This window comes from Hydrogenophaga sp. 5NK40-0174 (assembly GCF_040372165.1).
GTDB lineage: Bacteria > Pseudomonadota > Gammaproteobacteria > Burkholderiales > Burkholderiaceae_C > Hydrogenophaga.
The window spans coordinates 295,089-317,942 of the sequence record NZ_BAABWG010000004.1 but is presented as its reverse complement, the minus strand read 5'-3'; the positions used below and the strand labels follow the sequence as shown (position 1 = coordinate 317,942).

The following is a 22,854-nucleotide window of genomic DNA, read 5'->3' as shown; positions in this document are numbered from 1 at the left end:
CAATCAGGCACGGGCATCGCTGCCCACCCAAAGGCGGCTGTCCAGAAAAGTTTGCCACAGAGCAAGCCATGCGCCCCAGTCGTGGCCACCGGGCACCAGGCTGCAATGCCCGTGTGAGAGCCGCGAGGCCACTTTGCCCATGCCCAGGGCGAAACGATCATCCGTGCCATAGCCCACAAAGACCGGTAACCGCGCCGGCGGTGCCTTGAGCCACTGCCACACCTGAAACTCGGGATCCTGGCCTTGTGCAGGGGTAGGCTCCCATGCATCGACACCGCCTGAGGCCTCGATTCGATTGAGCGTGATCCGGCTTCCCGGGTATGGCGCTATCAGGCACAGCCCATCCACCGTCTGCGGCTGCGTCGCTGCCTGCCACATGGCCAGCTCCCCGCCGAGAGAAATGCCGCCCAGCCAAACGCTTGAATAGGTCGAGCGCGCAGGGGCAAGCAGCGTCTGCTCCATCATGGGCATGGCCAGGCCTGCAGACAAGGTCGACAAATCCAGCGCCGGCACACACACATCGAGGTCGACGTCTTTCGCGTCCATGGCCGAGAAGCACCCGGCCTCCACCATGTCCTGCGCCTTCATGTACGCCCCCGGCAGCATCACCAGCAGCGTCTGCGCGCCCCGTCTGTGCCAGAGCGTGCCGTCCTCGGTCACCTGTGTCATGAGAGCAGCTCCGACGCAGCCCCGGCGCGCCGCTTCAGGCCCGGCGCAAACATGGCAGAGAGCAGCAACACCAGCACAGCACCCGGCCCGACCGTCAGCCCCAGTGCCTTGAGCATCGGCACCTCGGAAAACGCCAGGGCGCCAAATCCGATCGTGGTGGTCAGGTTGGCCACCAGCATCGCCGCCAGCGTGTCCGGCGCCATGGCTTCGATCGCGTCAGCGCTGTCAAAGAACAGGCCGTAGTTGGACCCCACGGCCAATACCAGCAGCAGCCCCACCAGGTGCAGCAAATGCAGGCTGTGGCCGGCCGCCAGGGTCAGTCCTGCCATCAGCAACACGACCGTCAAACCCAATGGCATCAGAACACGCAGCACGCGTTGCAGCGAACGAAGCATCACGACCATGACCACGAGCATGATGGCTCCACCCAACAGACACAGCCAGATGGCCTGCTGCATGTAGCCGTCGTACAGTGCATCGAGTTCGGCTTTCATGTCGATGACCAGTGCCGGCGTACCAGCCAATGCCTGGCGCAAGCCTTCGGCGTCGATGCCTGCAGGGTTCTGGGCCGGCCTGAGCGGCAACACGGCCTGCCAGTGCTCACCCTGACCACTGAGCAAAGCCTCCACCGCCAGCCCGAGACCGGTGCCTTCCAGGCTCTGGCGCGAGAGCAACGGGGCCGAACGGGCTTGCTGCACGGCCTCGATGAAGGGCTCCAGACGCGCGGCGCTGACCGGCAGGCCGTCCAACGCTTCGTCAAGCCGCGTGCGCAATGTGGCTTCGTCCGGGATGGCCGCCTGCCTGACCTGCTGCGTTCTCTGGCTGGGCAAGAACCGCACCGGTGTATCGAAGCCACCGATCTGGCCTTTGTCCTGCAGTGCCACAAGCCGTCGGCCAACATCCTCCGCCTGCTCCAGCACTTTCTGCTCCGATGCGGCTTTCACCACCACCAGGTAGCGCGCATCGGGCGCACCCAGGTCTTGTCGCAGTCTCTGGTCAATGCGCATGTCTTCAGCCGAAGCCGTGTTCAGCACCGAAAGATCCTGGCTCCACAGTGGCGTCGCGCCCCAGACCAGCCACACGGCGGAAGTCACACCCAAGCCAAGCACAGGCCAGCGCCCTTTGTGAAGGCTGTGCAAGCCACTGCGCACACCTTGCCCCAACCGTGTGAGGCTGGCCGGCGTGGCAGACGACGGCGCCAGAGCCGGCAGGACCCAGCGGGTCACCAGTGCAGCCGTGATGACACCTGCGGTCGCATAGATTCCCAGCTGGGACAGGCCGGGAAAACCGGAGAAGGCCAACGTGCCAAACCCCGCAACAGAGGTCAGGACGCCCAGCCGAATGGTTGGCCAGAAACGTCGGCGCCAGACGTCCTCGCCCACACGCCCGGCCTGCAGGAAATAGTAGACCGCATAGTCCACCCCTTCTCCGATCAGCGCTGTGCCAAACCCGACGGTGATGCCGAACACCGTGCCATGCCACCATGCGACCGCCAGCATCCCGGCCAGCGCACCCGAGATCACCGGCACCAGCCCCAGGACAAGACGACGCGGCGAGCGATACACCAGCAGCAACACCAGTACGATGCAGCCAATGCCCACTGCCGTGACGCGGGTCACCTCCGATTGGATGAAGTCCCTGGCACGCACGGCAAACGCGCCAGGACCTGATGCCTGCCACACCACCGGGGACATGCCCATGCTGTCACGCTCCTGCGCAATGGCTCGCTCCAGCGCAGCCAGTGCATGCGCCTGGCCGTCCGTGTCCGGCCCGGCTGCCCTGGTCTGAAGCAACAGCATCGCACGCTGACCGTCTTTCGAGAACCAGACACCATGCCGGGTGTTCGGCTGGGCCGCCAACCCCATCTCGAGCACCTGTGCCCACAGCTCGCCGGTCGGATCCTGCAGGAAGTACGGCTTGATCAGCTCGCCTGCCGACGAGCTGAGCAGCGCCACACTTTCATCCACAGCGGTGCGCAAGCCGTCGACCGAGAACCGCTCAGGTGTCACACCAGGGCTGAGCAGATAGCGGTGGGCAAGCAGGTAGTCCCGCTCGGCGCTGACCTCCAGAGAATCGCCGTTCTGTACCGATGCAAAAAGCCCGGATGCCCTGAGGCGATCCGCCACAGCCAGCGACAGCCGTGCGCTGTCCTCGGTACTGCCCGCCTCGATGGAAGCCATCAACATGCGCGACGTTGACCCTTCACCGAGCTGATCCACCAATACCTGTTGCCGTGGCGACGGGTTCGCCGGCAGGAAGAAGGACATGTCCGCAGTGAAGCGTGCCTGCATCAATGCAAACACTGCCAGCCCCACGCACAACACCCACAGCGCGCCGACCCAGACGGCGCGTTGGCGCCCCTTCATGGTTGTCGGCCCTTGGGCGCGATCTCCATCACGGTGCGGTCGCCCCCGGCCTGGCTGTACTCGATCTGGCGAATCTGGCCACGCTCGCCCTGGACATCGATGCGTTTGACCAGCTTCTCCACATCGGCGTCCTTGGGGTACAGCGTCAGCTTCCACTCGGCCAGCTCGCCAGAGAGCCGCACCGCGTAGCTGCGCTCGAGCACGTCCCGCTGTCCCATGAGCAGGGCCCGGATGCTATCGACAAAGCCCTGAGCCTGGGGCTGGCTGGATAGCTGGATGCTCACTTCACGCCCGCCGCGCTCGAGTGACAGGGTTTGCCCCTTCAGACTCATGCGCTCCGGCCGCGGGGAGATGGCACGCTTTTCCAGCTGGTCTGGTGGCGTGAACTGCATTTCACCCTTCGCCACCAGCGGCTGGTCCAGCATCGACAGGTGGCGCGTCTCAACATACGTGACCACCGGCACCCGCTCCTTCACAATGGACCGCAGCACTTCATCCAGCGTCAACGCACCGGGCGTCTGGGCAGACGCCAGGCCCGTCGCCCCCGCCGCCGTGGAGAACACCAACAAGAGAACAGGCCACTGCAGCCAGTTTCGTCGACGCATCATTTCTGCCAGAAATCGAAGAAGTTGAACCAGTTGTACGGGGCTTCGCGGCAAAAGTGCTCCAGCCGCTCAACGTAGGCCTGCCGGGCTTTCTCCACCGCCTCAGAGCGGTCTTTTCGGCTCACCGAAGAGAAGTCCGCCAATGGCTCAAAGTGTAGGTGATAGCGGTTGCCACCGAGGTACAGGCCAGCCATGAGAAACACGGGGCGACGGAACATGGCGGCGACCCGAAACGGACCGGCGGGCCAATGTGCATCCTGGCCCAGGAATGGCAGCACGATGCTGGGATCGTCACTCAGGCGCCGGTCTCCCAGCATGCCGACCAGGTACCCGGCATCGAGCTTTTCGCTGGCTTCCAGCATGGAGTCTGGTCGGCCCAGTGCGATGATGTCCTGCGTGGCTTTGGGGTTGATCGCTTCCAGTGCGGCATTGATCTTTCGGGCGTTTTCCGCGTACATCATCATGGCCACCGGTATGCCCTCGCGATCCCGGCCCAGCGCCCTAAGCGCCTCAAAGCTGCCCAGATGCGCACCCATGAGCATCACACCGGGCTGCCGCGCCATTGCTGCACGCAATGCCTCGCCACCCGTGACCTGAATGTCGAACAGATCAAAGCGGTCATTGAGCAGGTATACCCTGTCGTGAATCGTGGTGGCGAAGCTCAGTACATGGCGAAACAGGTCGCGCCAGGTGACAGGGCGCGCCAGAGCGCGGCGCAGATACGATTGGCTGGCTTCACGCGCTTTGGGCGAGAACACCACGAAGTAAAGCGCAATGCCGTAGAGCACGATCCGACTGATGCCCCGGCCCAGATTCAGAGAAATCCAAACCATGACCCGCAGGATGAACGCGTTGCTGCGCTCCGGTCGACTGCGCCAGTCTGGCGGGCTCTGCTGTTCGCTCATGGCTGGTCCGACGAGCCTTGAGCCAGCTGTCCGGAGGCCACGACGGCGCCTCCTTGCCTGGCCTTGAACGCCACGCTTCCCGATGCTTTCTTCTGCAGTGTGAACGTCAGGGTGGCACCGGGCCCCACGGGCTGAAAGAACTTGGCGCTGTCCAGCTTCATCGGCTCCTGCGTCCAACCTTGCCACTGGCGAACCGCATCGACCACCTGATCCAGAATCCAGACCCCGGGGACGATCGGCCTGCCCGGAAAGTGACCATCGAACACCGGGTGCGCTGGCGGCACCTGCCAGGTGATCTCGGTCTGGGCAGCATCATCCACGGCGCAACACCTCCCGCTCATACAGTGCTTCGAGCGTCGACCGAAGAATCTTGCCGGTGTCGTTTCGCGGCAACTCGCTCACCCACACCAGAGGTCGCGGCATGAACACCGGGTCGATGCAGCCATGCAGCGCCTGCGTCAATGCTGGCCTGTCCAGATTCGGCGCCCGGACAAAAGCCACCAGCCGATGCACACCCAGGTTGTCCTTGCCCTCCACCTCCGGCAGAAAAAACGCCCCGTCCTCCACGCCCTCAATGGCCTGCAGCTGGTGATTGAGATAGGCCAGCGATGTCCGCTTGCCTGCAATGTTGATCATGTCGGCATGACGGCCAAGCAGTCTGAACCGGTGGCCGGGAAACAGCTCGATCACATCAGACAAAGGCACCACGCCTTCGACGTGACCGCCCGAAGCCGAGGTGATGTCATCTTCCTGCGACAGCTCGACGCCCTCAAGCAAGGTCCATACGTCGCCATCGAGCGTGCGCCGGCTGGCCAGCTGGCTGCTCTCCGTTGAGCCGTAGATTTCGTGCACTGGCGCAACCAGCGCCGCTTCGGCGCGACGGGCGAGATCGGCCGGCAGCGGAGCTGTTGCCGACAACACCATGGCCAATGGCGGCACCGTCACGCCTGAGTCGACAAGCGCAGACAGGTGAAACGGTGTGGTGACCAGCAAGCGAGGCTCGGGCATGGCCGCCAGACTGTCGGCAATGTCCTGGGGAAAAAAGGGTTTGCCCGTGCCAAAGCAGGCATGCCCATGAAGGCCCATCAGGAACGTCGATTCGAACCCGTAGCTGTGCTGGACAGGCACCGTCCCCACCACACTGTGACTCTGGCTCATCAGTCCCAGGCGCTGCGCTTCCACCAGACCATTGCGCTTGAGCTTTGCCCAGGTCTTGCCATGTGGCTGTGGGAGGCCGGTGGAGCCCGAGGTAAAGAGAACAGCCACCACGCGATCGCCGTCGACCATTGGCATGGCCGTCACAGCATCACCCGAACCCTCCAGCGAAGAAGGAAAGTCGACTCGAGGCAATCCCGCCGTGTCGTAGAGCCCGTCACACAAGCAGACAACGTCGGGGTAGGCCTCGCGCATCTGCTGCAAGGTGGCCGCCGACTGGGAAGATGGTTGCAGGCTCACGCGGCCGCTGAGCAAGCAGCTGACAAATCCGACTGCAAACCGGTAGCGGTCTTCACAGACGTTGAGCAAGGCGCCCCCCGGTGGCAGGTGGCGGCAGAGCGCATTCGCATCGGCGACCAGATTGGCCAGCGTCCTGGCCTGTCCATCCGACGCGCGGGCCACCACGTGATCGAGATCGACGTTGTCGATCAAAGGAGTGGGCGCTGCCATGCCAAGGTCCGAATGAAGGTTGTCTGTCATTGATTCAGGAGGGCCGGTGGTTGCGCCAGGCATTGATGGCCTCCATCATGCCCGGGCGCTCTTCTGGTGGCAGGAAGCGCAGCCGGCAGAGGTACTCGCCCAGAAACATCAGTGCCAGCAGTGGCGCAGCCAGCAAATGCACAAAGGCTGACCACCACGTCAGGGGAGCCAAAAAGAACAAGCCGGCAGACACGACCACGACCCCCGCGAAATAGGCCGTCCAGGCTTGTGTCACGCGGCGGGTGTAGCGCTCGTTTCGCTCGGAAATCGGCGCCGAGTGAACGCGGCGAGCCAGTGCAGTCACCAGCGCATCCCCATCACCCCACAAAGTCCGGCCAAACACGGCCGCCAGGGCCAGGTAGATACCTGCGTGCTGCATGAAGTACACCCAGCTGACATGAGAGCGCATCATTGGCCAGGCCAGATACAGGCCAACTGCCATCAGCACCGCCACCCCTGTCCAGCCTGAAGCGCCAAGACGGCCCCAGGCGATGATCAGGCCCGCAGCGAGCACCGGAACGACTGCCAGAGCCACCGCCAGATCCGAGACTTCATTGCTGGCGCCAAACCGATACGACGCCCAGGTCCAGGCCACAGCCATGGCGCCAAAAAGCACCACACGCAGGACCTGCACCACTTTCATGCCGTGCGATGCGCGGCAATGTGCTCCGTCAGCGACCGAAGCGAAGCAAAGATCCGGACGTTGTCCTCTTCCCCTGCCTTGAGCTGCACACCGTACTGCTTGGAAATCACCAACGCCATCTCGAGCACGTCGATCGAATCCAGATCAAGGCCGTCACCGACCAGCGCTGCGTCCGGATCAATGTCACCCGGCGTCATTTCCAGGTTCAGGGCCTCCACGATCAGGGCTGCCACTTCAGGCATCAAGGATTCCACGCTCTGTGTATTTGTATTGTTGGACATGTGACTTGCGACTCAGAGTACTTCTGACAAAAACAAAAAACCTAATCAAACTTCATCAAACTCAACCCATTCAGGCCCGCGCCGAGCCAGACACCCGCAGTCCGTATCAGTCACGCGTCTGCCTGAACACCAGTACCGCATTACCGCCACCAAAGGCAAACGAACTGGAAACCGCAGCCCCGATATCGCGGGCCTCACGGGCTTCTGTGAAAAGGTCGACACAATGGCAGGCGTCATCATGCCTTCCCGCCAGGTGGGCAGTCGGGGGCAAAACGCGATGCTTCAAGGCCTGCACGGTGACCAACGCCTCCATGGCGCCAGCGGCGCCGAGCAAATGGCCGTGCATTGACTTGCTCGAACTCACCGGCAAGGCCGCTGCTCCTTCGCCAAAGACCCGCGCCAGGGCTTTCACCTCGGCCACATCCCCTTCGATTGTCGCCGTTCCATGGGCATTCACATACCCAATGTCGGCCACAGACATCTGTGCATCCGCCAGCGCAGCGCGAAGCGCCCTGACCTGCCCGTCGGCGGAGGGCCGCACCAGATGCGAATGATCCGAGCTGGCGCCAAAGCCAGCCAGCTCGGCAATGATCGTGGCGCCACGCTGTCTGGCGTGCTCCCAGTCTTCGAGAACCAGAGCGGCAGCGCCTTCGCCCAGAACCAGTCCATCACGCCCTCTGGCGAACGGTCGGCAGGCGGACGCCGCCCCACCACTTTCCGGAACCGCGGCAAGGACGCGAAGGCTCTCCCAGGCACGCATCACGGCATAGGCCTGGGGTGTTTCGGATCCACCGGCAAGCACCACATCTGCCTGCCCGGTTCGTATTTGCTGAAAGGCCTCACCAATGGCCATCGCCGACGATGCACACGCGTCGGAATGCGTCGAACTCATGCCGCCCAGGCCAAGCTGAATCGATGCATGGGCAGGCACAGCGTTGTTCATGCCCATGAGAACGGAAAGCGGCGATGCCCGCTCCCTGCCTCGCAGAAACGATGCTTCGTAGTACCGGTCGTGGGCCATGATGCCCCCCAGTGCGGTGCCCCAGCTGACGCCCCATCGATCCCGGCCTTGGCCTTCTGCCGGCTTGCGCGTCAGGCCTGCATCTTCCCAGGCAGCAAACGCGGCACCGATGCCCAACTGGCAAAACCGGTCCATCATGGATGCCAGCGGCTTGCCCAGGACTTCTTCGCCCACGAACGCACTGCAGGAGACAAAAGGCGTGATCAAGGGACGGTCTGTGGGCGACCATTCCCGCGTGGTCACGGCGGAGCGCCCTTGGAGCAGGGACTCGAAAAATGCGTTGACGTCCTGCCCGCCAAAAGGGTTGACCAGACCCAGGCCAGTGACCGCCACACGACGCATTGCCATGTAACTCAGACCTGTCCCTTCTCGGCCAGTCCTTCCATCATGGTGACCATTTCACCCACTGTGGCGGGTGACTGCAAATCTGAGGGCAGACGAAAACCCAGGTGGTTCTCGAACTCGAACATCAGCTCCAGCAGCATCATGGAGTCGACCCCGAGGTCAACCAAAAGTGCTTCAGGCACCACCCTGCCAGACTCCACACCGAGGCGGTCTTGCAGAAATGTGCGTACGAGTTCCATTGAATCCATAAGACTACCGATTTTAGCCGTTGCTCGGCCCGGTCATCGGGATTCAGGCCTGGGGCTTGATACCCACGTATTCGCGAAAAATTCCCATGGTCACGTGGCAACCCACCTCTTCGAAGCCGGCACGGCGCAGCGCATCCTGCACCTCCGCCGGGTCCACGGCAGCCTCGATGGTGTCGCTGTAATAGGCCCAGAGCTTGGCCACCTGCGAGCGCTTGCCAGTCAGAAAGGCCAGCGCAGGCACAACCAGGCCAATGTGTGCCTTGAGTAGCCAGCGTCCCACCAGACTGGTCGGGCGGCTGATCTCCATCACGCAAACGCTCCCGCCCGGCTTGAGAACACGCAGGTACTCGGAAAACACCTTGTCCAGGTCGGACACATGCCGCAGGGCGTAGCCCATCGACAGAAAGTCAACGTTGTTGTCATCCAACGGAATCGACTCGGCAAACGCCTCGATGGTCTCCACCTTGACCTTCTTGCGCAGCTCCGTGAGCATGCCAGGAGAGGGATCCAGCGCAATGACCTGCCCGTCCTCACCGACAATTTTCACGGCTTCCTGCGTGACCAGCCCCGTACCGGCCGCCACATCCAGGGTGCGCATGCCCGGCTTCAGTCCGCATCGCTGGAGCACTTCACGCCGGTACCAGCTACCGCTGCCCAGTGCCGTCAGGCGCTCGGCGGTGTCATAGCCCACAGCGCCTTCGTTGAACATTTTGGCGGTCACCGCCAGACGCTGCTCTTCGTCATCGAAGTATGTCGCCAGCCGCGCATCGCGGTGATCCATCGGCGCTCTCTGCTCTGCTGCCATTGCTCTGTTCCTCTCTTTTTTCAGCTCGCTGCCCTGATCCGGCGCCATACCAGCATTGGCAGGCGCAGCACAAACCCCAGAAAGAGGCGTGTGTGCATCCAGGTCAGGAGCGTGTTGTCGCGCAAATAATTGAAATGGGACACGCCACCCTCTTCGGCCGACAGGTAGCGAACAGGCGCGTCCATGTTGATCGGCTTGACGCCAGCCCAGCACAGCCGCACCACGGCTTCCGGGTCGAAGTCGAAACGGCGCATGAACGACTGCGACTGCATGATGCGCGCCAGCGGTTCGATCGGGTAGACGCGAAACCCGTAGAGTGAATCGCCCACACCCATCCACAGGGTCTCAAGATTGGCCCAGCCGTTTGACACCTTGCGGCCATTGACTCTGAGCGCTGGCGCCTCGGGCCCGAAAACGGGCTTGCCCAGAATCATCGCGGAAGGTTCTGCGGCTGAAGCCGCCATGAAGTCGGCAATCAACTTTGCCGGGTGTTGCCCGTCAGCGTCCATGGTCAGTGCATGCGTGAAACCCTCGGCTTGTGCAGCTTCGATACCGGCGAGCACGGCAGCACCTTTGCCCCGGTTCTCCGGCAACACCATGACGCTCAAATCCGGGTCCCCGGCGGCCATCGCCTCCAGCTGCCTGGCGGTACCGTCCGTGCTGCCGTCGACCACCACCCAGACCGGTGCCCACTGCGCTCTGGCAGCCTTGACCGTCTCGAAAACTGTTGCGCCTGTGTTGTAGCTGGGAATCAGCACCAGGTGGCTTTGGGATCGTTCCACACTCATCCTGCCGGTGCCGTCGCATGCAGCGGCACATCTGTTTCTTCTTGTTCAGCCAGTGCCTGCTGGAAGCTGGCCTCCATCGCTGCCGTCAAAGCCTGGGCGTGTTCGGCCGGGGCAAACCGGGCCACCCGGCGGGCGCGCACCACCAATGGTAGCTGGGGCGGTCTGAACAGCGGCCAGTGCTTGCCCAGATAAGGGGAGGAATACGTCAGCGTCAGAACCTGCATCGGCACCTTGGCCTTGGTAGCGATCATTGCCGCTCCCGACTGCAGCGTGTTCATGGGCGACTGCACCGTGCGTGTGCCTTCTGGAAAAATGATCAGCTGCGCGCCGCCATCGAGAACCTCTCGCCCGCGCAACACCATCTCCAGCGCGTCCCGGTTGGGCACAAACCCCGCCAGACGGGCGGCCGGCCCGAACAGCCAGTTGTCCTGCAACGCCGTCTTCATGACACACACCGCATTTGGCAGGTAAGCGAGCAGCAGGACAGCGTCCAGCAGCGAAGGATGATTGGCGGCCACCACCATGGGGCCTTCCTGTGCCAGTCCGGTCAACGCCTGCAAATCAAAGCGGCAGCCGCATGCGAGCTGGAGCCACCGCACGTACAGGCGAGCACCGAGGTGCAATGCACGGCGCCCCACGCGCTGCCCGGTAGCCTCCGGCATCACGGCGGCCAGTACGGCGGCAACCGGCCACCACAGCACGCAAAAAACGCCCAGCGTGCCCAGTCCAAGGGCCATCGCCACCCACGCGCGAACGCGCTGGATGACGGACAACGGCGACGCGTTCACGTCAGTCACCCACCACCACTTTCCGGGACGACTGGCCAAGAATCCAGCTCACGGCAAATCCTGCAGCCCAGTAATTCTTGTCGCGCACCAGCGGACTGTTTTCAAAAGCGGCGCCGCGAAGATTGTCGTAGCGGACGAACCCGCCAACCCAGTAACGGGGAAAACGCCTGGAGACCGCCACCAGGTACTGCATGCCCGCGAAGCCGCCTGGTGCGGCGTAAGCCGGTCGCCCGGCAATGGCCTCGGATGAGGCCACCGAATAGAAATGGCTGTGCTGTCGCCGGTCCCCAAACAGCGGGCCCGCCAGGAGGCCGAGGTTCCAGCCCTCCATTCCAGGTGCGTCCCGGATATCCAGGTTGAGCTTGGGATGGAAGACCCATCCCAGGTCCTGGGGAGAGCGCTCCAGGGTGTATGCCTTGCGCACGGGCAAGAGAAGGCGCAGGTGGCGCTGCTCGTTGTCCGACTTCCAGAGATTGACGTTGAGCTGCGGACCCACTTCAAACGTGGCTTCAAGATCGGCCATGCCCGCCCGCGCTTGCACATCGTCACTGAACGCCGGCGGCGACAAGGCCGCCGAGACAGTCATGTCCAGGTGCTCTGTCTTGAAGATCTGACCACGGACACCATTGCGGTCAGCCTTGAGAAACTCGCCCCGATAGGCGAAGAACGGCACCGGCATCAGAAACTGGCGGCTCTGGTCCGATCCACGATAGGCGGGAAAGCTCAGACCAGCCACGCCGGCACCGACCTCCCACAGCGGAAGCTCTTCCGCTGAAGCACGCGCACCTGAAAACAGCAGGCATCCCGCTGCCAGGACCGACCAGATTGCGTTTTTCAAATCAACTCCCCTCATTGAACAAGCAGTGGCAACTGCCCCACGGCCTCAACTTCCACCAGCAACTCTTTGCGGCAAACGTCTGCCTGGCAGACCACCCAGCTGGCAGAACCCAGCCTGTCTGCGAGCACTTTTCGAACCTGCGGCAGATCCGCAGCACGGCGCAGGTACACGCGATAGTGCAGATCGTCCACTTTAAAGGCTGCGCTCTCTGCCTTGCTCCCTGCTTCCCGCAGCAATACCTCAATATTGTCCATGCTCTCATGCAACTGGGCCGAAACGTCACCTGGATGCAGGCTTTCATGGCCCACGATGCTGGCCGTTCCTGACACAAACAGCCACAATTGCTCGCCGACGGTCACTAGCGAAGCCCGTGCAAAACTGGGCGGCTGGGGGCCGTATGCCGATGGGTACCGGTAGGCACGAACCTGCCTGGGGTTTTCGACCGGAAGCGGTCGTTGCTCGCCAGCGAGAAAGGCCACCGACAATGGCCCGTCAGTCACACCCAGCGCACAGGCGGCGGGAATGGCCTCTTCACTGAGTTGACCGAAGCGCTGCATTGCCCTGGCCCTGCCCAGGTTGAAGCAGCGGTAGCGCTCCAGGCCTGCCTCTTCGCCGTGGATGTCAGGGATGTAGTTCCAGACTCTCCACAGGCGCAGCGAAGGTGATTGTCGCGAAAGCCTGCCAAGCAAGGCCTCATAGACCATCTCGCTGGCAGCCTCGAGGCCGGCCGGGGCGCGGCCGGGGTTCCACTCCTGGCACTCCGCTACGCCAAACATGAGCCCGTTTGCCTCGCTCCAGCAAATGGCACCTCTGCCTTGCCCGCCGGCAATGGGCTCACGCCGCATTGCCTGCACGTCTGCGCCATCGAGCTGCCACCACTCCACCGCACCCGCCCGCTGCTGTGCCAGTACTTCCGCACGAACATGCTGCCAAGGCAAGGTCGAAGCCGATGGCAAGCCCTTGGCCTGCGCACCCACGCCAAACGCCCCCAGCACACCCATGTCTGCCGAAGGTTGCGCCAACACGTTCAGATGCAGCTGCATGGACTCAGGCATGGCCTGCTGCAGGCGTCTCCACCTGCCGGATATTGAACCGGCGCCTCTTCCATGCCTTGTACGCCCGCACCGGCTGAGTGATGTTGGCAACGTAGTAGAGCAGCTTGAACAGGCGCACAGATTTCCAGATCGGTGTCTTGCCAAAGATGTCGCCCGCCAGCACGGACAACAACGCCTCCTTCACCCGGAACACGTTCTTGGGATGCATGAGAAAGTCACGCATGATCGGGTTGGTGACCCGGTAGATGAACCAGGAAAACTCCTTCGGACCATGCCGCATCTGCCGATCGAATTCGGCCATGGCCTGTGCGCGCCTGGACGGCTCTTTGAGAATGGTCTCCACTGCATCAGCGGCGAGCAGACCGCCCTTCATGGCCAGCATCACACCCGAGGAGAACACCGGGTCAATGAAGGCAAAGGCGTCGCCGATCATCACGTAGTTTTCGCCGTGATTGCGTTCGGAGGTGTAGGAGAAGTTGCCCGTGGCTTCCACGCCGTTGAGCAGACTGGCCTGCGCCACTCTTTCCGCCAGCGGCGCACAGCTGGCAATGCCGTCCATGAAAAACTGCTCCAGGCTTCGCTTGCCTCGCGTTTTCATGAAGTACGGCCATGTCACCATGCCGATGCTGGTCTCGCCGTTGACCAGCGGAATGAACCAGAACCAGCCGTGGTCAAACCAGAAAATGGAGATGTTGCCTTCCGCGTCTCCTTCGCTGCGGCGAGCACCCTTGAAATGGCCATAAATGGCCGAACTGTTGTGCTTGGGGTTCTTGTGCTTGATCCGAAACCGGTTGGCCAGGAAGGTGTCGCGACCGGAGGCATCGATGAGAAAACGCCCTGTCCAGCTGCGCGTCGCGCCATCGTCGCACTGCGCTTTGACCACCACCTTGTCCTGGGCTTCAAATTCGACCGAAGTGGCCTTGCAGCCTTCGATCACCTCCGCGCCTTTGTCTCTGGCATTCCGCACCAGAATGGCATCGAAGTCGGCCCGCTTGACCTGATAGGCAAATGGCATGGACTTGTCCCATGCATCCGCAAAATGGAACACTTCGGAGCGACCGTGCATCGGCGAATGAAACTCTGCACCCGGCTTGTACATTCCGATGGCCCTGACCTCATCGGCGATTCCCATGTCTTCGAACAGAGGCAAATTCGCTGGCAGCAAGGATTCGCCGATGTGAAAGCGGGGGTGATGCTCTTTTTCCAGAACCACCACCTTGAGGCCCTTCTTCGCCAGATACGGGGCCGCCGTGGCGCCTGCCGGTCCGCCGCCGATGATGATCACGTCACACTCCTGGTGACTTGTCCCTGTGACGTCGCTGTCTGTCTGCATGAATGAACTGGTGCTGGTGGTGTTGTCGTCGTCTTCGATGCTGCGCCGGGTGTCATCCTTGACAGCCGGTGGTTTCGAACGTGGATTCCGGGAAAGTGTAGCCTCGCCGCCCGGCGCTGTACGCCTCACCTCACGCCATCACGCTCATGGGAATGGTCACGGGCCCGTCGTTGACGAGCTCTACTTGCATGTCGGCACCAAACCGCCCTGTGGCCACGACAGGATGGGCCAGACGGGCTGCCGCCACGAATTCGTCGTACAGGGCTTCGCCCAGAGCCGGCGCTGCGGCTCGGCTAAAGCCAGGCCGCGTGCCACTGCGGGTGTCCGCGGCCAGGGTGAACTGGCTCACCACCAGCAGCCCCCCACCGACGTCCTGCACACTGCGATTCATCTTCCCCTGCTCGTCCCCGAAGATGCGCATGCGCAAGACCTTGGTCAACAGCTTCCCGGCAGTGACCGATGTGTCCTCCGGCTCAGCACACAGAAACAGAAGAATGCCCTGGTCGATCGCCCCGGCGACTTCTCCGCCGATGACCACCTTGGCCGATTTCACGCGTTGCAACAGTGCCAGCATGGTGTTTACTTCAGGTCCTCGTCGTCGTGGAAATGCGCTTCTACGTCGCCCGGCAACAGCTGGATGGTGGCTCGCAGGCCTGGGATTTCGCTCATGAGTGCCTGCTCCACGCTGATGCGAACGGCTGCAGCGCGACGCAGTGTCCAGTTGGGCGGCATGTGCATGTGCATGTCCACAAAGCGCCTCTGGCCCGCCCGGCGCGTGGTGAGATGGTCAAACCGCAACAGATCAGGGCGGTCCGGGTCCACAAAATCGTTCAGGACACGCTGGATCTGGTCCATCAGCTCGGGCTCAAGCGCGTGGTCCATCAAACCGTCAGCCGCCCGACGAATCAGATGCACCGCTTCGCGCAAGATGTTGGCCGCCACAAGCAATGCCACCAGCGGATCCAGCCAGAGCCAGCCGGTGACATACACCAGGCCAACCGCGATGACCACGCCGACCGTGGTGTAGACATCGGTCAACAAGTGCCGGGCATCGGCCTCCACCGCCTCGGCCCCCGCCACGCCCGCCGCTTTGTGCTGACGTGACGCCCGCAGCATCAGCAGCGCCAGACCACCATTGATGACACCACTGACCACCGACAGACCCAGGCCAAGACCAGGAGCTTCAAGGGCCTGTGGTTCCATCAGTCGCCCCACGGCGGCCCAGCCGATGGCCACGGCAGCGCCAAGAATGAGGATGCCTTCAAACCCGCTGGAGAAGTACTCCGCTTTGGTGTGACCGTAGGGATGGTCATCATCGGCCGGCTGCTGCGCAATCGTGACCATCACGAATGCGAACACCGCACTGGCCAGATTGACGAACGACTCCATGGCGTCAGAGAGCAGGCCGACCGATCCCGTGACGTACCAGGCCAGCGCTTTGAGTGCGATGGTCAGTGCCGCCGCCACAACAGATCCGAAAAGAAGACGTCTTGGAGTCAACCAAGCGTGATTTTTGTCCATACCGGAGATTGTCCTCCATCATGGTTTTTCGTTATGCTGCACAGTGGAACTAAGACCTCTATTTCGAAACAAATAAGTTCCCGGTCATCACGACTGTACACAGGAGACACGCCATGGGATCCCCGCAAGTCAACCGGCGCCAGGCCATTGCCACCCTCACCACGGCCATTGCGGCCCCATCGCTGGCACTCGCTGCCAACGGAGAGCCCATCAGAGTCGGCCGAAGTGCGCCGCTGACCGGCATGATGGCGCGGATCTCGGTCTCCAATCTGGATGCCGCGGCCGTTGCCATCGACGAGTTCAACCGCCAGGGGGGTCACCGTGGACGCCCCATTGAACTGGAGACCCTGGACGACGCCTTCGATCCCAAGCAGACCGTGGCCAACACAAAGGTCCTGGTGGAGCAGCGAAATGTCGTTGCCCTGTTTGGCTATTTCGGCACGGCACAAGTGGGTGCAGTACTGCCCTATCTGCTGGAGCAGAAGACCCCGATGATCACCGCCGTGACGGGGAGTCCCGCCTTGCGCCAGCAGCTCCACCCGTACTTCTTCACTGCGCAGGCGAGCTACGTGGATGAGCTGGTCAAGATTGTCGACAACCTGAAGAACGTCATGAGCACGCGCATCGCTGTGGTCTATGAAGACAACCCTTTCGGCCAGCAGATGCACCCTCTGGCCAGGCAGGTGATCGAAGCCAAGGGTGGCACCCTGGTCGATGCGCAACCCATCAACCCGGATGGCTCCAATGCGCGCGCTGTGGCTGAGGCCATGGCGGGACAGTCACCACACGCGACCATCCTGCTGTCCGTCGGGCCAGCCGTCGTCGCCTTTGTCAAGGCCAACAAGGCGGCCCGGGGCAGCTATGTCTACACGCTGTCCCTCTCCGTGGGAGAGGCGGCCGTGAAGGCGCTGGGCAAAGACGCGCGGGGGCTGGCAGTGGCGCGCCTGACGCCGTCTCCCTGGCGCTCCAATACCCCGTTGATCAGGCGTTACCAGGCGGCGATGAAAACCGCCGGGATGGACATCAATTACGACACGCTCTACGGCTACGCCAATGCGCAAGTCCTCATCGAAGCCATCAAGGCCAGCGGCCCCACGCCCAGCCGTGCATCGATCACCTCGGGCCTGGAAGGGCTGGGCAAATTCAACCTCGGTGGCATGGAGCTGTCCTACAGCCCCAGCAACCACCACGGAACGAACTATGTGGACCTGGCCGTGCTGACCGCCGACGGGCAGTTCCTGCGCTAGAGCACGGCGCCGGGGCGCCTCAGACCGTGACCGTCACCCGGGCAAACCGGCGCTTGCCCACCTGCACCACATAGGTGCCGGCGTCCAGCTTGAGCCCGCGGTCGCTCACCACGCTGCCGTCGACTCGCACACCGGAACCGGAGATCAACCGGTTGGCCTCACTGGTGGAAGGCGCCAGTCCTGCCTGCTTGAGCAGCACGCCAATGCCCAGCGGCGCGCCAGAAAGGCTGACTTCAGGAATGTCGTCGGGCACGCCGCCCTTGGAACGATTGATGAAGTCCTGCTCTGCCGATTCGGCAGCGGCAGCATCGTGAAAGCGTGTGGTGATTTCCTTGGCCAGCATCACCTTGGCGTCTTTGGGGTTTCGACCGCCGGCCACTTCTGCCTTGAGCGTATCGATCTCCGCCAGGGACTTGAAGGACAGCAAGGTGTACCAGCGCCACATCAGCTCGTCAGAGATGGACAACACCTTCGCAAACATGGTGTTGGCGTCTTCCGTGATGCCGATGTAGTTGTTCTTGGACTTGGACATCTTGTCCACGCCGTCCAGACCTTCGAGCAGGGGCATGGTCAGAATGCACTGCGGCTCCTGACCGTACTCCTGCTGAAGATGGCGCCCCATCAGGAGGTTGAATTTCTGATCGGTACCGCCGAGCTCGAGGTCACTCTTGAGCGCCACCGAGTCATAACCCTGCATCAACGGGTACAGGAATTCATGAACCGAAATGGGGGTGCCTGCCTTGAACCGGTCATTGAAATCGTTGCGCTCCATCATGCGCGCCACCGTGTACTTGGCGGCAAGCTGAATCATGCCCATGGACCCCAGGGGAAGGCTCCATTCACTGTTGTAGCGGATTTCGGTCTTGCTCTCGTCCAGGATCAGGCTGGCCTGACGGTAGTACGTCTCGGCGTTGGCCTTGATCTGCTCCGGCGTCAGCGGCGGACGCGTGCTGTTGCGACCTGACGGGTCTCCAATCAGGCTGGTGAAGTCCCCGATCAGGAAAATGACCTGATGCCCCAGATCCTGGAGCTGGCGCATCTTGTTGAGCACCACCGTATGGCCGATGTGAATGTCGGGGGCGGTCGGGTCCAGGCCCAGCTTGATTCGCAGTGGCTGACCTGTCTGCTCGGACTTCTGGAGTTTCTTCACCCAGTCGTCTTGTGGAAGCAACTCTTCGCAACCGCGAAGGCTCACGCTCAGGGCTTCACGAACGCCGTCGGTCAGCTCTGGCTCTTTCTGGGGGGTGTTCTGAGTACTTTCCACTTCGTAAGGACTTGTTTTTACGGGCTTTTCTGCAATTACAAAAGCCCGCCGGCTGGCTATACTTTGCAGTTGAAGGCGTGAATTTTATAAGTCATGCCGCCGCTCACAAAATGTTGCTGCAACTTCCAGGGAGTTGCGGAACCATTGCGGCCTTCTGGAGCTCTCTCAGAAACACAACCTTTCGTCCCCGGACAAGGTGATTTGGGGATAGATCAAATTGAAGAAACCAACCGCTCTGCCATCCTTGAGCTCTGACTCAAACCGTTTGCCCAAAACGCTGCTTGCCCCCTTCGTCCGCCACCCCCGCCGGGTGATGGCTGGCCTGGGTGTTGTCCTGCTGGGCACGGGCGTAACCGCTTTCGGCATTGCGCCCATGGCGCCCGATGTCTCCGCGCTTCCCCGCGTCAATGTCGTTGAAGGCGTGCAGCCAACTGCACTGACCCCGACGAGCGCGATCGAAGCCGAAATTCCGCAGATGGTGCTGTTCCGCACCGAGATGGTCCGCCGTGACGATACGGTGGACAGCCTGCTGGCCCGCCTGGGTGTGCGGGATACGGAAGCCGAAGCCTTCCTGCGCAAAGATGATGCCGCGCGTCAGCTTTTCACAGGTGGGCGTGGGCGCAACGTCACCGTTGAGACCACCGGCGACCAGTCGATGCTTCGCCTGACCGCCCGCTGGCTGCACAACGACGAACGCGAATTCAGCCGCCTGGTGGTGGAACGCCAGTCGTCGGGCTTTGCCAGCGAAATCCAGAAAGGCGAGCTGACCACATCCAGCCAACTCGCCAGTGGTGAAATCCGCAGCTCGCTCTTTGCTTCGACCGACGCGGCCAACATCCCGGACAGCGTGGCGATCCAGATGGCCGAGATTTTCAGCAACGACATTGATTTCCGCCGAGACCTGCGTCGGGGCGACAACTTCAGCGTGGTGTACGAGGTTCTGGAAGCCGATGGCGAAGCCATGAGGCCCGGTCGCGTGCTCAGCGCCCAGTTCGTCAACAAAGGACGAGCGTTTGACGCCGTGTGGTTCGAGGCCGAGGGCCAAAAGGGTGGTTATTTCGATTTCGACGGTCAAAGCACCCGCAAGAGCTTCCTGACTTCTCCGCTCGCGTTCACGCGCGTATCCAGCGGCTTTGGGATGCGCTTCCACCCGATCTCCAAGCGTCGCAAGGCGCATCTGGGCGTCGACTACGCTGCCCCAAGAGGTACTGCCGTGCGCACCATCGGCGATGGGGTGGTCAAGTTTGCCGGCTGGCAGCGAGGTTACGGAAAAATCATCGAGGTGGCACACCGTAATGGCAAGTCCACTAAGTACGCCCACCTGAGCCGCATCGATGTGCGCAAGGGACAGCGCGTGGCCCAGGGCGACAATATTGGCGCCGTCGGCTCCACCGGCGCTTCCACGGGTCCGCATCTGCACCTGGAGTTTCTGGACAAAGGCGAGCACAGGGATCCCCTGAAGATCGCCCGCGAGAGCGAAAGCATCCCGGTCCCGGCCTCACTGCGCTCGCAATTCGGCGCCATCGCCAAGGAGCAGAAGCTGGCCCTGTCGGCAGCGTCAACCGTCATTCAGGCCAGCGCCCGCTGATCGCCACGCCGGGCCGCTGGGCTCGGCAGGTAGGCACCATTCAGTGCAAGACTGCTGCCCCAAAGAAAAAGCGCCCCTTGAGGGCGCTTTTTCTTTGGGAGCTCTCTCGACAACAAACTGCCGTGAGGCTCGCGGAGCGTCTGTTTGCTCGTTCTCTGCCTGCGCGCTACCGAAGTGGCTCAGACACTGAAGCTCGAGCCGCAGCCACAGGTCGTCGTGGCGTTCGGGTTGCGAATGACGAACTGGGCACCCTCCAAGTCTTCCTTGTAGTCGATCTCGGCACCGACGAGATACTGGAAGCTCATGGCATCGATCAGCAAGGTCACGCCATTCTTGTTCATCTGGGTGTCGTCTTCATTGACCGCCTCATCAAAGGTGAAGCCGTACTGGAAGCCGGAGCACCCGCCGCCCTGCACGAAAACACGCAGCTTGAGGTCAGGGTTGCCCTCTTCGGCCACCAGATCCGCCACCTTGGCGGCGGCGCTGTCAGTGAATACCAGCGGCGCTGGCATTTCTTCGGTTGTCGTGGTTTCGGCAACAGCTGTCATGTGGATTACCTCTTCATCCGGGCGCACACGCCCAATCACTTCTCATTCAACCGGCACGACTCGTGTGCCAGTTGCGGTTGATGAAAAGTTTAGCAAATAACTCGGAAATATCCGAGCTCAGCTGTTATTTGCCGCCAGTTTCAGTGGGGGCTTTTCCTCGCCGACCGCGCCGCCAATGCCTGCCATGGGCTTGAGCTGGCCGGCCAGTGTCGCGCCCTGGTGCATTTCAAGCGCCTTGTAGGACACATCGCCTTCGATGCTGGCCTTGGGTTGAAGCTCGAGCAATTCGTAGGCAAACACCGGCCCTTTGACGGTGCCGTTGATGATGACGTGATCGGCATGAACCTGCCCCGTCACCTTGGCCACCTCACTGATCAGCAACATGCTGGGCTTCTCGTCGCTGGCGCGGATATCGCCGCTGACTTCCCCATCAATGCGAAGACCGTCGTGGAATTGCACATTGCCCTCAATACGCGTGCCTTGCGCAATCAGGCTCTTGATGGGTGGGTGCTTTTTCTTGCCGATCATGGCGGATCTCCTAGTCCTGGTACTTGTTCGTTGGGCTTGACGGGTGTGCGGCAGCACTCACAGCTTGATGGTCTGCACCGACTTGACGGTCCCGTTCTGCAAAATCTTGGCCGTTACAGTTTTTACCACGGCGTTTGTGGGAACGTCCACCAGGCCTTCCAGCCGGAGGTAACGGTTGACTGTCACACGCTGCGAGTCGGACGAATGGCCCTTGCTCCAGGGTTTGCCGTCCATCGAGCCAGTAAAGCTGATCTCCAGCTCGCCATGAAAGTCTGGCGCATTCTTCAGGGGCTGAATCATGAGCACCTGCCATTTGAGCTGGCTGCCGGACATTCTGTCCACCTGCAGGCCGCGAATGCTCAGCGCGCTGCTCCCGTTGGCCGGAATCAGTCTTTCAAAGAACCCGAGGTCATTGCGCAAGGCCTGGTTGTCGGCTTCAAGCTGCTTGATGCGAACCAGAAGCTGCTCCTGCGCCGCCTTCTCCGCGGTCAGCAGGCTGCCGGAGGTGTCGGCCACCAGCTTGGCTTCCGTGAGATCGGTGCTCAGCGTCGAGACCTCATCGCGCAAACGCTCCAGCTCTTCCTGGACGTTGGGCTCCAGCCCCGCAATCTCCTTGCCGAACTCAAATGCCCAGATGGCCAGCGCACTGGAAAACCCCAACACCACGGCCAGCAACAGCATTCGCACAGGCCAGGATGTGGCGCTGCGAATGGCTACCCGGGGGGTGCTGGCTGTCAAGCGGCGACGCATCAGTCTCAGTCGCATCCGATTGCCCTGGCTCCTGTTATGAGTTCATTCGGCCTACATGCGGCAGCCCAAACAAGGGGCTGAAAGAAAAAACCGCCCCAAGTTTGACTTGAAGGCGGCTTTCTCGGCAGGTGCCAGATCGATCAGCGCTTGCTGAACTGCTTGCGGCGACGTGCGCCACGCAGACCAACTTTCTTACGCTCGACCTCACGCGCATCGCGCGTGACGAAACCGGCTTGCGACAGCTGAGGCTTGAGCTCAGCGTCGTAGTCGATCAGTGCGCGGGTGATACCGTGACGCACTGCACCGGCCTGACCGGATTCGCCGCCGCCGTGGACGTTGACCTGAATGTCGAAGGTTTCGACGTTGTCAGTCAGGACCAGAGGCTGCTTGGAAATCATGATCGAGGTCTGGCGGCCGAAGAATTCTTCGATGGCCTTGCCGTTGACCGTGATCTTGCCGGTGCCTTTTTTCAGAAACACGCGGGCGACGCTGGACTTGCGACGGCCGGTGCCATTGTTCCATTCACCAATCATCTCGTCGCTCCTTTAGATATCCAGCACTTTAGGCTGTTGTGCGGTGTGCGGATGCTCTTCGCCGCCATACACCTTGAGCTTCTTGATCATGGCGTAGCCCAGTGGACCACGTGGCAGCATGCCTTTGACGGCTTTTTGCAGCGCACGGCCAGGGTGCTTGGCTTGCATGTCACGGAAGGTCGTGCCATAGATGCCGCCTGGGTGGCCAGTGTGACGGTAGTAAACCTTGTCGAGGGCTTTGTTGCCGGTGACGCGGATTTTGGAAGCGTTGATAACGACGATGTAATCACCGGTATCGACGTGAGGCGTGTAAATGGCCTTGTGTTTGCCGCGCAGTCGGAGAGCCACTTCACTGGCAACTCGTCCGAGGACCTTGTCGGTCGCGTCAATCACAAACCACTCGTGCGTCACGTCAGCTGGTTTGGCGCTGAACGTTTTGGTCATGAGTACTCTCTTGAGTCAAAGGGTTTGGCGAGCCCTTTTCCACGGT

Annotated in this window: 26 protein-coding genes; 2 read left to right on the top strand and 24 right to left on the bottom strand. The window is 61.9% G+C overall.

The window, feature by feature from the left end; all coding sequences use genetic code 11:
• Positions 1-3: 3 nt before the first annotated feature.
• From ABWV89_RS14855 to ABWV89_RS14770, 18 genes are all read right to left on the bottom strand, one after another.
• Positions 4-669, bottom strand: coding sequence for a hypothetical protein (locus tag ABWV89_RS14855; RefSeq protein WP_353398360.1), 666 nt, complete (start codon positions 667-669; stop codon positions 4-6).
• Entirely contained in the window at positions 666-3,035 is a 2,370-nt protein-coding gene (locus ABWV89_RS14850) for an MMPL family transporter (protein WP_353398357.1), read from the bottom strand. The genes ABWV89_RS14855 and ABWV89_RS14850 overlap by 4 nt, the downstream gene beginning before the upstream one ends.
• On the bottom strand, positions 3,032-3,643 hold the full coding sequence (locus ABWV89_RS14845) for a LolA-related protein (RefSeq protein WP_353398354.1): 612 nt from the start codon (positions 3,641-3,643) through the stop codon (positions 3,032-3,034). The genes ABWV89_RS14850 and ABWV89_RS14845 overlap by 4 nt, the downstream gene beginning before the upstream one ends.
• Positions 3,640-4,545 carry a lysophospholipid acyltransferase family protein gene (locus ABWV89_RS14840; RefSeq protein WP_353398351.1) on the bottom strand — a complete coding sequence of 302 codons (906 nt, stop codon included), beginning with the start codon at positions 4,543-4,545 and terminating at the stop codon, positions 3,640-3,642. Before ABWV89_RS14840 ends, ABWV89_RS14845 begins: the two co-directional genes overlap by 4 nt.
• Entirely contained in the window at positions 4,542-4,865 is a 324-nt protein-coding gene (locus ABWV89_RS14835) for a 3-hydroxyacyl-ACP dehydratase FabZ family protein (protein WP_353398348.1), read from the bottom strand. Before ABWV89_RS14835 ends, ABWV89_RS14840 begins: the two co-directional genes overlap by 4 nt.
• Complete coding sequence (locus ABWV89_RS14830) at positions 4,858-6,210, bottom strand: AMP-binding protein (protein WP_353398345.1); 1,353 nt, start codon at positions 6,208-6,210, stop codon at positions 4,858-4,860. Before ABWV89_RS14830 ends, ABWV89_RS14835 begins: the two co-directional genes overlap by 8 nt.
• Positions 6,211-6,244: 34 nt before the next feature.
• On the bottom strand, positions 6,245-6,883 hold the full coding sequence (locus ABWV89_RS14825) for a COG4648 family protein (RefSeq protein ID WP_353398342.1): 639 nt from the start codon (positions 6,881-6,883) through the stop codon (positions 6,245-6,247).
• Positions 6,880-7,164 carry a phosphopantetheine-binding protein gene (locus tag ABWV89_RS14820; protein ID WP_353398339.1) on the bottom strand — a complete coding sequence of 95 codons (285 nt, stop codon included), beginning with the start codon at positions 7,162-7,164 and terminating at the stop codon, positions 6,880-6,882. Before ABWV89_RS14820 ends, ABWV89_RS14825 begins: the two co-directional genes overlap by 4 nt.
• Before the next feature lie 106 nt (positions 7,165-7,270).
• A complete protein-coding gene (locus ABWV89_RS14815) occupies positions 7,271-8,533 on the bottom strand; it encodes a beta-ketoacyl-[acyl-carrier-protein] synthase family protein (protein ID WP_353398336.1) in 1,263 nt (420 codons plus the stop codon).
• Positions 8,534-8,538: 5 nt separating this feature from the next.
• Positions 8,539-8,769, bottom strand: coding sequence for an acyl carrier protein (locus ABWV89_RS14810; protein WP_353398333.1), 231 nt, complete (start codon positions 8,767-8,769; stop codon positions 8,539-8,541).
• Between the two features lie 52 nt (positions 8,770-8,821).
• On the bottom strand, positions 8,822-9,583 hold the full coding sequence (locus ABWV89_RS14805; protein WP_353398331.1) for a class I SAM-dependent methyltransferase: 762 nt from the start codon (positions 9,581-9,583) through the stop codon (positions 8,822-8,824).
• A gap of 20 nt (positions 9,584-9,603) precedes the next feature.
• Positions 9,604-10,365, bottom strand: coding sequence for a glycosyltransferase family 2 protein (locus tag ABWV89_RS14800; RefSeq protein ID WP_353398329.1), 762 nt, complete (start codon positions 10,363-10,365; stop codon positions 9,604-9,606).
• 2 nt (positions 10,366-10,367) lie between these two features.
• Positions 10,368-11,168, bottom strand: a complete 801-nt coding sequence (locus tag ABWV89_RS14795) for a lysophospholipid acyltransferase family protein (RefSeq protein WP_353398326.1) — start codon at positions 11,166-11,168, stop codon at positions 10,368-10,370.
• A complete protein-coding gene (locus ABWV89_RS14790) occupies positions 11,161-11,997 on the bottom strand; it encodes a MipA/OmpV family protein (protein ID WP_353398324.1) in 837 nt (278 codons plus the stop codon). The genes ABWV89_RS14795 and ABWV89_RS14790 overlap by 8 nt, the downstream gene beginning before the upstream one ends.
• An 11-nt stretch (positions 11,998-12,008) precedes the next feature.
• Positions 12,009-13,052 carry a chorismate transformation FkbO/Hyg5 family protein gene (locus tag ABWV89_RS14785; protein WP_353398321.1) on the bottom strand — a complete coding sequence of 348 codons (1,044 nt, stop codon included), beginning with the start codon at positions 13,050-13,052 and terminating at the stop codon, positions 12,009-12,011.
• On the bottom strand, positions 13,045-14,385 hold the full coding sequence (locus ABWV89_RS14780; protein WP_353398318.1) for an NAD(P)/FAD-dependent oxidoreductase: 1,341 nt from the start codon (positions 14,383-14,385) through the stop codon (positions 13,045-13,047). The genes ABWV89_RS14785 and ABWV89_RS14780 overlap by 8 nt, the downstream gene beginning before the upstream one ends.
• 130 nt (positions 14,386-14,515) lie before the next feature.
• On the bottom strand, positions 14,516-14,959 hold the full coding sequence (gene dtd / locus ABWV89_RS14775) for a D-aminoacyl-tRNA deacylase (RefSeq protein WP_353398315.1): 444 nt from the start codon (positions 14,957-14,959) through the stop codon (positions 14,516-14,518).
• A 5-nt stretch (positions 14,960-14,964) separates the two neighbouring features.
• Positions 14,965-15,906 (bottom strand): cation diffusion facilitator family transporter, encoded by a 942-nt coding sequence (locus ABWV89_RS14770; protein WP_353398313.1) that lies wholly within the window; start codon positions 15,904-15,906, stop codon positions 14,965-14,967.
• 113 nt (positions 15,907-16,019) lie between these two features.
• Between ABWV89_RS14770 and ABWV89_RS14765 the strand changes: the two genes are divergently transcribed.
• Positions 16,020-17,153: an ABC transporter substrate-binding protein gene (locus tag ABWV89_RS14765; RefSeq protein WP_353398311.1), complete on the top strand. Its 1,134-nt coding sequence runs from the start codon at positions 16,020-16,022 to the stop codon at positions 17,151-17,153.
• 19 nt (positions 17,154-17,172) lie between these two features.
• Here the strand turns inward: ABWV89_RS14765 and tyrS are convergent, their stop codons facing one another.
• On the bottom strand, positions 17,173-18,417 hold the full coding sequence (tyrS, locus tag ABWV89_RS14760) for a tyrosine--tRNA ligase (protein ID WP_353398308.1): 1,245 nt from the start codon (positions 18,415-18,417) through the stop codon (positions 17,173-17,175).
• A 244-nt stretch (positions 18,418-18,661) separates the two neighbouring features.
• Here tyrS and ABWV89_RS14755 point away from each other — a divergent pair, with 244 nt between their 5' ends.
• Positions 18,662-20,005 (top strand): M23 family metallopeptidase, encoded by a 1,344-nt coding sequence (locus ABWV89_RS14755; protein ID WP_353398305.1) that lies wholly within the window; start codon positions 18,662-18,664, stop codon positions 20,003-20,005.
• A gap of 179 nt (positions 20,006-20,184) precedes the next feature.
• On the opposite strand, the gene erpA is transcribed toward ABWV89_RS14755, so the two are convergent.
• From erpA to rplM, 5 genes are all read right to left on the bottom strand, one after another.
• Complete coding sequence (gene erpA / locus ABWV89_RS14750; protein ID WP_353398303.1) at positions 20,185-20,553, bottom strand: iron-sulfur cluster insertion protein ErpA; 369 nt, start codon at positions 20,551-20,553, stop codon at positions 20,185-20,187.
• 117 nt (positions 20,554-20,670) lie between these two features.
• Entirely contained in the window at positions 20,671-21,081 is a 411-nt protein-coding gene (locus ABWV89_RS14745; RefSeq protein ID WP_353398300.1) for a bactofilin family protein, read from the bottom strand.
• A gap of 57 nt (positions 21,082-21,138) precedes the next feature.
• Positions 21,139-21,846, bottom strand: a complete 708-nt coding sequence (locus tag ABWV89_RS14740) for a DUF6776 family protein (RefSeq protein ID WP_353398297.1) — start codon at positions 21,844-21,846, stop codon at positions 21,139-21,141.
• A 125-nt stretch (positions 21,847-21,971) separates the two neighbouring features.
• Positions 21,972-22,364 carry a 30S ribosomal protein S9 gene (gene rpsI, locus ABWV89_RS14735; protein ID WP_353398294.1) on the bottom strand — a complete coding sequence of 131 codons (393 nt, stop codon included), beginning with the start codon at positions 22,362-22,364 and terminating at the stop codon, positions 21,972-21,974.
• A 12-nt stretch (positions 22,365-22,376) separates the two neighbouring features.
• On the bottom strand, positions 22,377-22,808 hold the full coding sequence (rplM, locus tag ABWV89_RS14730; protein WP_353398292.1) for a 50S ribosomal protein L13: 432 nt from the start codon (positions 22,806-22,808) through the stop codon (positions 22,377-22,379).
• Positions 22,809-22,854: the final 46 nt, after the last annotated feature.